This is a genomic window from Paenibacillus sp. J14 (genome assembly GCF_000518465.1).
Classification (GTDB): domain Bacteria; phylum Bacillota; class Bacilli; order Paenibacillales; family Paenibacillaceae; genus Fontibacillus; species Fontibacillus barengoltzii.
Genome location: NZ_JADQ01000050.1, coordinates 23,093 through 36,092, shown reverse-complemented (window position 1 = coordinate 36,092; position 13,000 = coordinate 23,093). Strand labels below are relative to the sequence as shown.

At 51.3% G+C, this 13,000-nt stretch carries 13 protein-coding genes, 1 tRNA gene, 1 riboswitch and 1 other annotated feature; of the genes, 6 read left to right on the top strand and 8 right to left on the bottom strand.

The genetic code is table 11. The annotated features are described in order from the left end of the window. Positions 1–299: 299 nt before the first annotated feature. Entirely contained in the window at positions 300–1,460 is a 1,161-nt protein-coding gene (locus M891_RS0117305) for a Gfo/Idh/MocA family protein (protein WP_028539713.1), read from the bottom strand. A gap of 150 nt (positions 1,461–1,610) precedes the next feature. After that, entirely contained in the window at positions 1,611–2,435 is an 825-nt protein-coding gene (locus tag M891_RS0117300; protein WP_028539712.1) for an AraC family transcriptional regulator, read from the bottom strand. A 153-nt stretch (positions 2,436–2,588) separates the two neighbouring features. Between M891_RS0117300 and M891_RS0117295 the strand changes: the two genes are divergently transcribed. Further along, entirely contained in the window at positions 2,589–3,632 is a 1,044-nt protein-coding gene (locus M891_RS0117295; protein ID WP_028539711.1) for a YkvI family membrane protein, read from the top strand. Between the two features lie 187 nt (positions 3,633–3,819). Then, positions 3,820–4,611 carry a helix-turn-helix domain-containing protein gene (locus M891_RS0117290; protein ID WP_198032046.1) on the top strand — a complete coding sequence of 264 codons (792 nt, stop codon included), beginning with the start codon at positions 3,820–3,822 and terminating at the stop codon, positions 4,609–4,611. A gap of 68 nt (positions 4,612–4,679) precedes the next feature. Here the strand turns inward: M891_RS0117290 and thiH are convergent, their stop codons facing one another. Genes thiH through M891_RS0117270 form a run of 4 tightly spaced genes read right to left on the bottom strand, consistent with a single transcriptional unit; the run spans position 4,680 to position 7,436 of the window. Continuing rightward, entirely contained in the window at positions 4,680–5,795 is a 1,116-nt protein-coding gene (gene thiH, locus M891_RS0117285) for a 2-iminoacetate synthase ThiH (RefSeq protein ID WP_028539709.1), read from the bottom strand. 3 nt (positions 5,796–5,798) lie between these two features. Beyond that, the gene (locus M891_RS0117280; RefSeq protein ID WP_016311404.1) at positions 5,799–6,578 is read right to left on the bottom strand and encodes a thiazole synthase; all 780 of its coding nucleotides are present in this window, start codon (positions 6,576–6,578) and stop codon (positions 5,799–5,801) included. A gap of 4 nt (positions 6,579–6,582) precedes the next feature. Continuing rightward, the gene (gene thiS / locus M891_RS0117275) at positions 6,583–6,786 is read right to left on the bottom strand and encodes a sulfur carrier protein ThiS (protein ID WP_028539708.1); all 204 of its coding nucleotides are present in this window, start codon (positions 6,784–6,786) and stop codon (positions 6,583–6,585) included. Positions 6,787–6,791: 5 nt separating this feature from the next. Next, complete coding sequence (locus M891_RS0117270; RefSeq protein WP_028539707.1) at positions 6,792–7,436, bottom strand: thiamine phosphate synthase; 645 nt, start codon at positions 7,434–7,436, stop codon at positions 6,792–6,794. Between the two features lie 113 nt (positions 7,437–7,549). Continuing rightward, positions 7,550–7,652: riboswitch (TPP riboswitch) on the bottom strand. A gap of 216 nt (positions 7,653–7,868) precedes the next feature. On the opposite strand from M891_RS0117270, the gene M891_RS24715 reads away from it, so the two are divergent. Continuing rightward, complete coding sequence (locus M891_RS24715; protein ID WP_232228368.1) at positions 7,869–8,798, top strand: FUSC family protein; 930 nt, start codon at positions 7,869–7,871, stop codon at positions 8,796–8,798. Positions 8,799–8,978: 180 nt separating this feature from the next. After that, positions 8,979–9,245, top strand: a complete 267-nt coding sequence (locus tag M891_RS24110) for a MerR family DNA-binding protein (RefSeq protein ID WP_084628916.1) — start codon at positions 8,979–8,981, stop codon at positions 9,243–9,245. A gap of 20 nt (positions 9,246–9,265) precedes the next feature. On the opposite strand, the gene M891_RS0117255 is transcribed toward M891_RS24110, so the two are convergent. After that, positions 9,266–9,451, bottom strand: coding sequence for a hypothetical protein (locus M891_RS0117255; RefSeq protein ID WP_198032045.1), 186 nt, complete (start codon positions 9,449–9,451; stop codon positions 9,266–9,268). Between the two features lie 98 nt (positions 9,452–9,549). On the opposite strand from M891_RS0117255, the gene M891_RS0117250 reads away from it, so the two are divergent. Then, positions 9,550–9,948, top strand: coding sequence for a hypothetical protein (locus M891_RS0117250; RefSeq protein WP_028539704.1), 399 nt, complete (start codon positions 9,550–9,552; stop codon positions 9,946–9,948). A 40-nt stretch (positions 9,949–9,988) separates the two neighbouring features. Here M891_RS0117250 and M891_RS0117245 read toward each other — a convergent pair. Continuing rightward, positions 9,989–10,062 (bottom strand) — tRNA-Pro (locus M891_RS0117245). Positions 10,063–10,226: 164 nt separating this feature from the next. Continuing rightward, positions 10,227–10,443 (top strand) — a binding site (T-box leader). Positions 10,444–10,554: 111 nt separating this feature from the next. On the opposite strand from M891_RS0117245, the gene leuS reads away from it, so the two are divergent. Continuing rightward, complete coding sequence (gene leuS / locus M891_RS0117240) at positions 10,555–12,996, top strand: leucine--tRNA ligase (RefSeq protein ID WP_028539703.1); 2,442 nt, start codon at positions 10,555–10,557, stop codon at positions 12,994–12,996. Positions 12,997–13,000: the final 4 nt, after the last annotated feature.

Genomic DNA, 13,000 nt, shown 5'->3' with positions numbered 1-13,000 from the left:
AGCGTTTCGGCCGGTCCCAGCTCTTTGATAAGCTTGCGTAACGCTGCCGGTGTGTGGGGAATGCTCCCGTAATAGCGTGGAGCTTCCCCGCTCACATCTGCAATTGCAACCGAAATTTTTTCTTTGGATACATCTAAACCGACGAATTTTGTGGTAGACTGCATAGTATCAGCTCTCCTTTGCTATGTAGCTCTGAAATGGTTTGGTTTATACTACACTATCCATTTTAACCTACGAGATGTAGCAATTTGGAGGGCTGTCTTTTGTTTACGTTCATCTTAGCTAGAGTAACGTGTCCATCACATTTCAGAAATTGCGACCCAGCGCCGATCTTCAATCGAGCGTTCTACCGCTTCCAGCACAGCCTGGCATTGCACGCCTTCACGGAAGCTTGGCACCGGCTGACGGCCTTCCCGAATGGCCGAAGTCAGCTCCAGCACCTCGTGCGTAAACGTATGTTCGAACCCGATCGTGTGCCCTGGCGGCCACCAAGCATCGGCATAAGCGTGAACCGGATCGGTAGCGAGCACACGCCGGAAGCCTTGGACATCAGCATCGTCGGAGGTGAAGTATACCTCAAGCTCATTCATCCGCTCGAAGTCGAATCTTACGCTGCCCAAGCTGCCGTTGATTTCAAACGCATTCGTCGAACGATGACCCGCGGCAAACCGCGTGGCCTCAAAGCTGCCTAATGCACCGTTAGTGAAGCGGGCCAGGAACAGCGTAGCGTCATCGACCGTGACTGGTCCCTTCGGCGCATCGGCGCTGCTCTTGGCGCTAAGACCGGTCATATTCTCCGCGAGCGGCCGTTCCTTAATAAACGTCTCGCTCATGCCAATCACTTCCTGGATGTCCCCAACCAGATAGTGAGCGAGATCGATCAGATGCGCCCCTAAATCGCCATGGGACCCTGATCCAGCAATATCCTTCTGCAGCCGCCAAACCAGCGGGAAGGACGGATCCATGACCCAATCCTGCAGGAACCAGGCCCGGAAATGGTAGATCCGTCCGAGTCGGCCGCTCTGTACCAGCTCCTTCGCTAACCGGACGGCCGGCGAGAAACGGTAGTTGAAGCCGACCATATGAGCGACGCCTGCGGCTTCAGCCGCAGCCAGCATCTCCCGGGCATCCTGCAATGTAAGCGCTAACGGTTTCTCGCAAAAAATATGCTTACCTGCCTTCGCTGCCGCCAACGCGATTTCCTTATGGGCGTCGCTGGGGGCATTGATGTCGATCAGGTCGATATCGTCTCTGGCGACGAGCTCTCGCCAATCCGTCGTCGTTTCGCGCCATCCCAGCTGATTTGCTGCCTCTTGCACCGCTTTTTCGTTCCGGCCGCATAATACAGCCATCTCCGGCTTTAAGGCGTCAGGGAAAAACATCGGCAGCGCCCGGTAGGCGTTGCTGTGGGCTTTGCCCATAAACTTATAACCGATCATTCCAACTCGCAGCGGGTTCATCGAATTCCTCCGTTTCGCGGGTATAGTCAAAGTTTTTAAAATTTAACTTTTTCAAACCCATTATAATTAGATTTCCTTGCAATCTCTCGCCAGTTTATGCGTATATCTGGACAAAATATGCGTTTTCCCATTCCCTGCATTGCCGTTCGACTATCGTGAGGGACGCAGGCTGGATGGGACATAGCCCCGCAGCTCCTTAAACACGCGGTTAAACGTGCGAATGCTGCTGAAGCCGCACTCAAGAGCGATTTCCATAATGCTGAGTTCGCTGGTCAACAGCTGATGCTCCGCGCTGAGGACGCGAACTGTGTTGAGGTAAGTTTTAAAATTCATGCCGATGGCAGCTTTGAAGGAACGGCTGAAATGGGAGGGCTCCATGGAAAAACGCTTCGCCATCACCTCCACATTTAATTCCTCCCGGTAATGGTCCTCGATATAGGACAAAATTTGCTGCATCCGAGCCCGGCGGGACTCATACTTCTCCTTCGTGGTGCGGTCCATGGGCAGCGTGTCCAACGCTCTTTGCAGGCTGCCGCACAGCTTTAAGATTCCAGCTTTCAGCAGCAAGGGGTAGCCGGGTTTCTTTTCGTCTTTTTCCTGGATCAGCTCGTCTAAGATCGTTTTTACGGTTTCAAGCCCTGGAGTACCTGCTGGAATATAGGGGGAGGTGAAGCGGAAGTCGGACGGCCAGCTTTTGGTCATCGTAATCCACTCCGGTTTACAGATCAGAATAATGATTTCCGACTCCAACTCCCGGCTGTCAAAATAGTGGATATCGTTGCTGCCGCAGATGACCATGTCGCCTTGCCGAAGCAAGCGGATCTCTTCATTCACCCCAATCCGAATGGCGCCGGAGCGGACATAAATAAACTCGATTTCAGCATGGAAATGGGGATAAAACGTAATATTCTTGCTTTGGTAAATGTCCATCGGAAGCTCGGGATCCAATTTCCAATTTTGATAGAACGATTTCACTTAGATCCCTCCGTGTCGTTAAAATTACCTTCCCTCCTAAATGTACTGCATGATGGCGGAAGATTCCTCTTTTTTTCTTAGAAGAATAGATGGAGAAGCTTGGACATAGGATGAAATTGGAACAATTCAAAAAATGGAAATGATGGTGGTAATATGAAGCATCGATGGGTCAAAATATTTCAAATTGCCGTAACTTACATCGGTACGGTGGTTGGCGCCGGTTTTGCTTCGGGACAATCGATTATGCAATTTTTTACCCTATATGGTTCGGTTGGCGCTGCCGGGATTATTGTTTCGACGCTGCTGTTCATGTGGTTAGGGACAAAAATGATGATCTATGCCCATCGAATCCAGGCATTTTCGTACCAAGAGTTTAATGATCATTTGTTTGGCTCCTTGTTCGGCAAGGTTGCCAACTTCCTGACCCTGCTGATCCTGCTGGGGGTTACCGCCGTCATGTTGTCCGGCACCGGGTCAATCTTTGCTGAGCAGCTTCAGCTGCCTTATCAGCTCGGAATCATCGTGAGTATCGTCCTGAGCTATCTGGTGATGACACGGGGGATGAACGGTATCGTCGTGGTGAATGTGCTGGTCGTGCCGATGATTCTTCTATTTACGAGCTTGATCGCGTTTCGCGCGATTGAGCCGGAAGGACTGTTTGGGATCAACGGCTTTCAGCTGCAACAATTGCAAAGTTACAAGTGGGTACTGAGCCCATTTGTGTATGCTGCGCTTAATTTTGCATTTATCCAGGCTGTGTTAATTCCGTTGGGGAGTGAGATTCAAGAGGAGAGTACCTTAAAATGGGGAGGCTTCTGGGGCGGTATCGGGCTTGGCTCTATGCTGCTGATCTACCATTTCGCATTGAACTCCCGAATGCCAGAAATGCTAGGTTACGATATTCCGATGGCGGAAATTGTACAGGACCTCGGCCCGTTTCTGCATGTGCTGTTTCTGTTAGTGCTCTATGGCGAAATATTTACGACCCTGATCGGCAATGTCTATGGCGTCACAAGACAGCTGCATAGCCTCTATAAGGTGCCTGAAAACATGACCATGGTGATGATCCTGCTTGCTTGCTTTGTGATCAGCCAGGCTGGTTTTTCTTCCCTTTTAACCTACCTGTATCCCATGTTTGGGTATATCGGGATGCTGCTGCTTATTTTATTGGCGTTCCGACGGTTACCTCTCCGTTAACTTCCTGTGCTCCATAGCTGCTGAAAATATCACGGAACCGATTTCCCGGCTCGTTTATACTTAGGAAAATCGACTATTTCCCGAGCAATAAAGCTGGTATTTAGCGATTCGCAACCTGTAGTTGACAGATTGCCAACTTCGCTTGGTCGATCGGTGACGGAGGAGCAGCTATGATGGAGGCGGGGTGATGAAGAATATGGATTTTGCAGATAAGCTGCAGAACTATCGGAGACAAAAAGGAATGTCCCAGGAAAAACTGGCGGAAGCGATCGGCGTATCACGCCAAGCGGTTTCGAAGTGGGAGTCGGGTCAGTCATACCCGGAAACGGATAAACTGATCGCATTATGCGAATTGTTTGAGGTTAGCATGGATCATTTGGTCCGGGGAGTGCCAACGGAAAAAAGGGAGCTTTCTCCGGAATCAAATGGATCGGCGATGTTCCGCTATCGATATCACTATGAATATAAAAGTGAAAGAACCTGGTTTGGCGTACCGCTCCTGCACATCAATGTGGGGCGCGGGATGTACGTGGCCAAAGGGATCATCGCGATCGGCAATATTTCCATCGGCGCTGTCTCCCTGGGGCTCATTGCGCTTGGCGGTTTAAGTCTGGGTGTGTTGGCGGCGGGGGTGATAAGTCTGGCTGCGATTGCCTTAGCCTTGATTCTAGCGTTGGGCGGCTTTGCGGCCGGTTTCATCGCAGCTGGAGGGGCCGCTGTTGGTGTGTTGGCTTTTGGCGGATTCGCCGTGGGCGTGTATTCCTTTGGCGGCCTAGCGATCGCATCGAGGATTGCCGTCGGAGGTTATGCCAGCGGGCACATCGCCATTGGTGATGCTGTACGCGGAACTTATTCAATGGCGATCCCAGACGGCGAATTGACCCACGTTCAGGCCGAACAGGTGAGGGCTTTGATCAACCAGGAATACCCAAAGATGTGGAAACCGCTGACAGAATGGATCGTTTCATTATTCCATTGATAGGATAAGTAGATGAGCCGGACATTTCCCTGGATATTAGGGAGGGTCCGGCTCGATTGATGTTCACCTTAGCCTTCAATGGGGACTAAGATATCCCAGTCTTTAAACACGGGCTGCAGCCCGTTATGATAGAGCATTTCCCGAATCTCAGCCACGCTGCGCTCATCGGAAATTTCAAATTGCGGGGTGCCGCCCCCTTGGGAGTGGCCCCCAACGGCCGTGGATACACCAGCTGACATCTTGGTCACCCCAAGGTGAACCAGTCTGTCACGTAACCGGGCAGGCTCCCGGCTGGATAAGGTGATCCCGGCCCGCGGCAGAAAGAGACGGTAGGCGAGCATCACCTGTACCAAAGCCCGATCGGACACCTGGGCATCCGGTTCGTAATCTCCGAGAAAAGGGCGGAAGCGCGGAATCGATAAGCTGATCTCACAACCTGGATACTTGGTTTGCAAATAATCTGCGTGCATGGCGGCAAAGAAGGCTTCCTGTCTCCAATCGTACAAGCCAAGTAATGCCCCGATATTCACGGCCCGGTAACCTGCAGCACATCCGCGTTCCGGGGCATCCAGCCGATTTCGATAATTGCGCTTGGGGCCTTTGATATGGAGCTTGGCATAGGTTTCCCGGTGGTAGACCTCTTGGAATACCGTCAGGCTGTCTACGCCTGCCGCAGCTAGCTCCTGATATTCGGAGACAGACAGCGGGTTCACCTCAATGCCGATGGATGAAAAATAATTGCGCAGCACCTTCACGCAGTCTCTTAAGTATTCGACCGGGGAATCTTTGCGGGATTCACCGGTTAACAGCAGGATATGACGGATCCCGGTTGCCGCAATCGCTTCAGCTTCCCGTTCGACCTCTTGCATGTCTAATTTTTTTCGCGGAAAATCATAGATCGAACTAAAGCTGCAATACTCACAGTGGTTCACACAATAATCGGACACATACATCGGGGTAAACAATTGGATTACGTTCCCGAACTGGCTTTGGGTGATCTGCTGTGCCCGTTGGGCCATCTCCTCCAAATGTCGATCAGCCGCTGGTGACAGCAAGGCTAGCAGATCCTCCGCATCAAGCTTAGGCCTGCTAAGCGCCCGCCTTACATCTGCATCGCTGTAACCTTGAAGCCGCTGTGGAAAGGGGAAGCCTTCCCAGGATTGGATTTTGTCATAGAAGCTCATCCCTTAGGCCTCCACTTCATCCAGAAATCCGGTTAGCGGGGAAGAGGCTACCGCGTTTTGCTCCACCGGTCCCAGCCCGGCCAGATGGGCTAATCTGCCGGCTATAACGGCTGCGCGGAACGCTTCAGCCATGCCCAGCGGATCGCGGGCGGTTGCAATCGCCGTATTTAAGAGGACAGCCGCTGCGCCCATTTCCATCGCTTCCGCTGCCTCTGACGGCTTGCCGATCCCGGCGTCTACGATCACCGGCAGGCCTGATTCCTCGATCAGGATCTGAATCAATTCCTTCGTCCGCAGGCCGCGGTTGCTGCCAATCGGTGAACCGAGCGGCATGACGGCAGCGGCTCCAGCATCCCTTAACCGGAGCGCGGCCGATAGATCCGGGCTCATATAAGGAAGGACTACGAAGCCTTCTGCGGCCAGTACCTCGGTTGCTTTAATGGTTTCCACGTTGTCTGGCAGCAGATAACGTTGATCCTGAATGACCTCCAGTTTAATCCAATTGCCCATATCCGCCGCTCTGGCCAGCCTTGCGATGCGGATTGCTTCTTCTGCGTTGCGGGCACCGGAAGTGTTCGGCAGCAGCGTCATATGTGGAGGAATATGATGCAGCAGATTTTCCTCCTCCCAATCGGGATTCACTCTTCTTAAAGCGACCGTGATGACTTCTGCTCCCGAACGTTCGATCACTTCGGGAATTAAGGTGTTGCGGTTATATTTGCCAGTACCGATAAAGAGACGGCTGGACAAAGCCTTGCCGCCAATATGGAATAAGTCCTGCATAGGATCAACCTCCCCCAACAAAATGGACTAGCTCAATACGATCCCCATCCGATAACGGGGTCACGTCATAGTCTTCCTTTCGTACAACTGTACCGTTTAGTTCAACCAACAGCTTTCGGTCCTTCCATGGGGGCTCTGCTAATAAATCGGCCAGTGTGAAACAGCTTTCGTTGATCGTCGTCTCTTTCCCATTCAAACGAACCAGCACGGGGTTCACCTCCTTTCCAGCCAAGATGCCTGCATTGCCTTGCGATATGCTTGGGCCTCTTCCGCCGGGTCTGGTGCATGGAACAGGCTTGTCATGACGGCAACCCCTTGGGCGCCGCAGCGGATGACCTCTCCCGCATGGTCCGGACGGATGCCTCCTATGGCGATCACCGGAACCGGGCAAGCTTGAGCCGTTGCAGACAGGGCTGCCAGCCCCCGACCGGGAAGGCCGGGTTTGCTGGACGTATCGTATACATGACCGAACAGGCAATAATCCGCTCCATCTGCGGCGGCTTGCATCGCTTCTTTCGCCGAATGAACCGACCTGCCCAAGCGCATCCCAGTGGCTAACGGACGAGCGGCATCCACTGGAAGACTGTGGCCGGCTAAGTGGACATTCATGGCCCGAGCAGCCAAGGCGACGTCCAGCCGATCGTTCACGACAATTTGGGACAGCGGAATGCCGGCTTCCAGCATCTGTTGAATGACCTCCAGCTGACCTTTCGCCGTGAGCTGCTTATCCCGTACATGGATGTAATCCAGGTAGGGAAGGGCGCTGAGGGACACCCTAAGCAGTTCGGAAACGTGGATAGGAGAGATGGAGATCAGATGCAGTTCGGGTGTGTTCAGCATTATTTTTTGGCTCGTCATATTCATCCCCTCTGAGGTTCGATATGCAATGCAAAAAAGCCCCCTCCGCAAGGAGGGGGCTAGTTCAGCAACAGAAGGAATAAGCCTAAATAGACTTATGTTCTGGTTCATACATGCTTTACGCTCCACTTCCCTACGCAGGTCTTAACCCGTTCAGGTTCAAAGGGTCCGAATCTTGCGATTCATCTCAGCCTTGCGGCTCCCCTAGTGTCGATCGATATCCATTTGTCATGTTTACTATACACGGGGATCCAAATAATTACAACCGTTGAATTGGAATGGGTTATGCTGGCTGCTTTACCTCGTTTCCAAGAAAATTTCATGAAAATGTCACGATTTATCGCAAAAATAGCTGGTTTGTGATGTTTAATGAAATTGAAGCGAAACAAAAACATCCTCTATAATACGGTCGGAGTTTGATTGGGGGGAGTGATGAGATTGAAATGGACGATTGGTTTACGCAATCTCAAGACGGGGCTAGCCATCTGTTTGTGTGTGATCGTTGCAGCGTTATTGCGCCTGGAATATCCTTTTTACGCTGCGATCGCCACGATCATTTCCATGGAAAATTCAGTTGCCAACTCCTTTACGGCCGGGAAACATCGGACGATGGGGACGTTTGTTGGGGCGATTGTGGGTGCAGGCTTCGCCATGATTGAACCTGGGAACGCCATATATTGTGCGTTAGGGGTCATCGTCGTAATCTATGTCTGCAATCTGTTGAATTGGAATAAGTCGATATCCATCGGCTGTATCGTTTTTTTAGCCATTATGTTAAATCTTCAGCCGGGGGAAAGTCCGATTTTTTATGGGATTAACCGGATCACGGACACCTTGGTTGGGATTGCTGTTGCGGTGATCGTCAATTTGGTCGTCTTTCCTCCAAAACATGAGGCGGATTTGGAAAAGGCGCGTAAATCTGTCGCCAAGCGAATGGCTGACTTATATGGGCAGATTACTTCGTGTCGGGAAGCCGTCGATTTGAAGAGTTTTCGTGCGGAGCTAGCTTGTCTGGAGAAATATTATCAGCTCTGCAAAGAGGAATTCCATCTGACTCGGGATCTCAGTGAATCGATGGAGCACATCGGCAAAGAAATTGAATCCTATCGCCACATCTATGAGCATTTGGTGATTTTGCAACAGCTGCTTGCCGAGCATCGACAATTGCTGGTCGAGGCTGATCTTGAACGGAGTGATTCCGTTGAGGCAGGAACCCGCAACGCAGAACAGCAGTACAGAATAGAAATCGTCTATGAGTACCACGCGGATTGGATTTACGCCGAGCTGCAGAAGATGGGCTTGCCGCTTCCGATTAAAGAGCGAGGACGTTTCCAGACGAAGGCGGAGCTTAAAATATCGTAGAAAAGGGATGTCCCAAGAGCCGTGAAGGGCTAGTGGGCATCCTTATTTTTATGCAAAATAGTGTCCTGACTCAAGATCAGCGATCAGCCCGGGTTGCACCGGTTTCCAGCCGAGAAGCTCCCGCGTCGCTGGGCTTGCTTGCGCTGTGTTGTACAAGCTTGTGATGTCGAGCGCTTGAGGATGATTAAGAAATTCCAATCTATCGGCTGTTCGCTGGCTGAATTGAAGGATGTGCTGCAGGAGCACGATGCCCATACGAGCACGAACGAACAAACCATCGAATGGATCCGAAGCAAGATGAAGGAGATTGAGGACAAAAAGAAAGAGTACGATCAAATGCTGGACACTCTAAGCAAAATGCTGGAGTACCGGACCTTGCTTAAGGTCGATCCGCAAAAAGCCGAAGCATTTCTGAAGAATTGGAAGGCCGAAGCAGGATGGGACTGATAGAGTCAGTACGATGGCTGTTAGAATCGAAAGGAGAAGAAGAGAAGGAGTCCGACGAGGATGACGAGGGTGGTCCAAACACCGCCTTTTGCTAAAGCGTTCCAGTTTCCGATTTCCGCACGATTCATCGAATCCGCCAAATTGATGAAAGGCTTGCGTTGATACTCTTTAAGCTGATCTTTCTCTTGTTTCTCCCACATATTCACTGGAATCCCTCCTAATGGGTACTTCTTAACATATAGTATACTTGGAACATCGCTGGAGAGCATTTATTTTTTGAATTCTGGTTAAGGAGCCGATCTCTATGAACAAACTCCCCCCAAATCAATCCACAAATTCTTCTCTTCAAGAAGTTGAGAAGTTCGTGATTCAAACCTATTCAGCCAAGAAAATTCCCGTTTCGAACCTTGAGGAACTTAGGTGTGACCCTCAGGTAAAATTTGATCGGATTGCGGTGTGCTTTGAAATGGATCATCCGGAAGTTCTTAAGGGCCTCTTTAATGAAGATGAGAAGAAGATGCACGAAGACTACAGGAATCATCATAGAAATGCGACATTTACAACTCCTTGGCAGAAGATCAATGCAGGGCAGCTTCTGAGAGTTGTTTTAGAAAGCGAGGATGGGGTTAGTTTAAGTAACTTCACCGTTCAGGGGTTGTGCATGAGGTTGGTTCATGATCTTTCAGCCTTAAAAGGGCAATAAAAAATCGCGGCCTAAGACCGCGATATTGGTGTCATAAGAATCGAGACGACAGGATTTGAACCTGCGACCTCTTGCTCCCGAAGCAAGCGCTCTACCAAGCTGAGCCACGTCTCGTCAGCAATATGATTAATTTGGGGGAAACATTAATACATTATACACTTTTAGGCGAAGCTGTAAAGGGGGGGACGGATGAAAAATTTTTGAACGCAAGGAATCGGAACCAACGTTGACGATATGTGGCATTATTTTATATAATAATTGATAATTCAATTCTATATTGTGGAACTTTGAAGAGGAATAGTAATTTGGATTCCGCCATCCAGAGAGCCGGCGTTTGGTGCAAGCCGGTTGGGGAATGCAGATGAACTCGCCTTGGAGTTATGATGCGCAAATCATCATCGTCTTGCCCGCGTTAAGGGTGCAAAGGGAGCTAGGACAAAGCATGTCCGATGCTAACTAGGGTGGTACCACGGGAAATTTCCTCTCGTCCCTAGCGATCATAACGCTACGGGTCGGGAGGTTTTTTGATTTTAGGGAGTTCACCTCGTCGGCTTATGACGTGGATCCCGCATTTCAAATTGTTGTTTTCAAGGAGGATTTTGAATTATGGCGGACCAAAATGTGCCCCATGATGTTTACCGGGCCCAGGCCATTGAACCGAAATGGCAGGCTTATTGGGAAAAGCATCAAACTTTTAAAACACGGGAAGAGGCGGGGAAACCGAAGTTTTACGCGCTTGACATGTTCCCTTATCCATCGGGAGCAGGCCTCCATGTAGGCCATCCGGAGGGGTATACAGCTACAGACATCGTCTCTCGCTTCAAACGGATGCGCGGCTATAACGTACTTCATCCGATGGGTTGGGATGCTTTCGGGTTGCCAGCAGAGCAGCATGCGCTCGATACGGGCGAACATCCGCGTGACATCACGGTGAAGAACATCAACAACTTCCGGCGCCAAATCAAGTCGCTGGGCTTCTCTTACGATTGGGACCGCGAGATCAGTACAACTGATCCGAATTATTATAAATGGACGCAGTGGATCTTTCTCCAACTGTATAAAAAAGGTCTGGCCTATGTGGCCGAAATTCCAGTGAACTGGTGCCCGGCATTGGGTACGGTGCTGGCGAACGAAGAGGTCATTGACGGCAAGAGTGAGCGCGGCGGCCATCCGGTCATCCGCAAGCCGATGCGTCAATGGGTGCTGAAAATTACCGAATACGCTGAACGGCTGCTGGAAGACCTGGAGGAACTGGATTGGTCGGAAAGCATCAAGGATATGCAACGCAACTGGATTGGGAAATCCGAAGGTGCGGAAGTCGTATTCGAAATCGAAGGTCATGATGCGTCTCTGACGGTCTTTACGACTCGTCCGGATACGCTGTTTGGAGCGACGTATGCGGTGCTTGCTCCAGAACATGAACTGGTTAAGAAGATCACGACCGATGCTCAACGCCAAGCGGTTGAAGCTTACCAAGACCAAGCGGCGCGGAAGAGCGATCTGGAACGTACCGACCTGGCTAAGGAGAAAACTGGGGTATTCACCGGCGCGTACGCGATCAATCCGGTCAATGGAGAGAAGCTGCCGATCTGGATTGCCGACTACGTGCTGGTGGGTTACGGAACCGGTGCGATCATGGCTGTACCTGGGCATGATGAGCGCGACTATGAATTCGCCAAACAGTATGATCTGCCGATCATCGAGGTGGTTGAGGGCGGCGATCTGTCGAAAGAGGCTTATACGGGCGACGGAGCCCATGTGAACTCCGGCTTCTTGAACGGCCTGGGCAAGGAGGAAGCCATCAAGAAAATGATCTCCTGGCTGGAGGAGAACGGCAAAGGCCGCGGCAAAGTGACTTACCGCCTGCGCGACTGGCTGTTCAGCCGTCAACGGTATTGGGGGGAGCCGATCCCGATTCTGCATCTGGAAGACGGCACGATGAAGCCGGTACCGGAAGATCAGCTGCCGCTGGTTCTGCCGGATGTAGATGCGATCAAACCGTCGGGGACCGGGGAATCGCCGCTGGCGAACGTGACCGAATGGGTGAACACCGTGGATCCGGAAACGGGGCTGCCAGCTCGCCGCGAAACGAACACGATGCCGCAATGGGCGGGAAGCTGCTGGTATTACCTGCGTTATATCGACCCGCACAACGACAAGGAGCTGTGCTCGAAGGAGAAGCAGCAGGAATGGCTGCCGGTTGACCTGTACATCGGCGGGGCCGAGCATGCGGTGCTTCACCTGCTCTACGCTCGCTTCTGGCATAAGGTGCTCTACGATCTTGGGGTTGTAACTACCAAAGAACCGTTCCAAAAGCTGGTCAACCAAGGGATGATTCTCGGTACCAACAATGAGAAGATGAGTAAATCCCGCGGTAACGTCATCAATCCGGACGAAATCGTAAACCAATACGGGGCGGATACGTTGCGCGTGTATGAAATGTTCATGGGGCCGTTGGAAGCAACGAAACCATGGAATGAAAGCGGCGTTGAAGGTATTCACCGCTTCCTGTCTCGCGTATGGCGTCTGTTCATTGCCGAAGACGGCAGCCTGAATCCGAAAATTACGGCGGACGGTGGAAGCGACGATTTCAAACGTACATGGCACAAGACGATCAAGAAAGTGACCGAGGATTTTGAAAACCTCCGCTTTAACACCGCGATCAGCCAGTTGATGATTTTCGTGAACGAAGCTTACAAAACGGACGCTGTGCCGAAAGCGGCGGCAGAAAACTTCGTGCAGATGCTGTCCCCGCTGGCACCGCATTTGGCGGAAGAGCTGTGGGAACGTCTTGGTCATACCGATACGATTACGTATGAACCATGGCCAACGTATGATGAGGCTTGGACGGTAGAATCCGAAGTTGAAATCGTCGTGCAAGTGAACGGAAAAATCGTAGAACGCACGAAGATTTCCAAAGACTTGGATCAAGCAGCGATGCAAGAACATAGCTTAAGCCTGCCGAATGTTCAGCAGGCTGTGGCTGGGAAGACGATCCGCAAAGTGATTGCGGTGCCAGGCAAACTGGTGAATATCGTCGTCGGATAAGCTC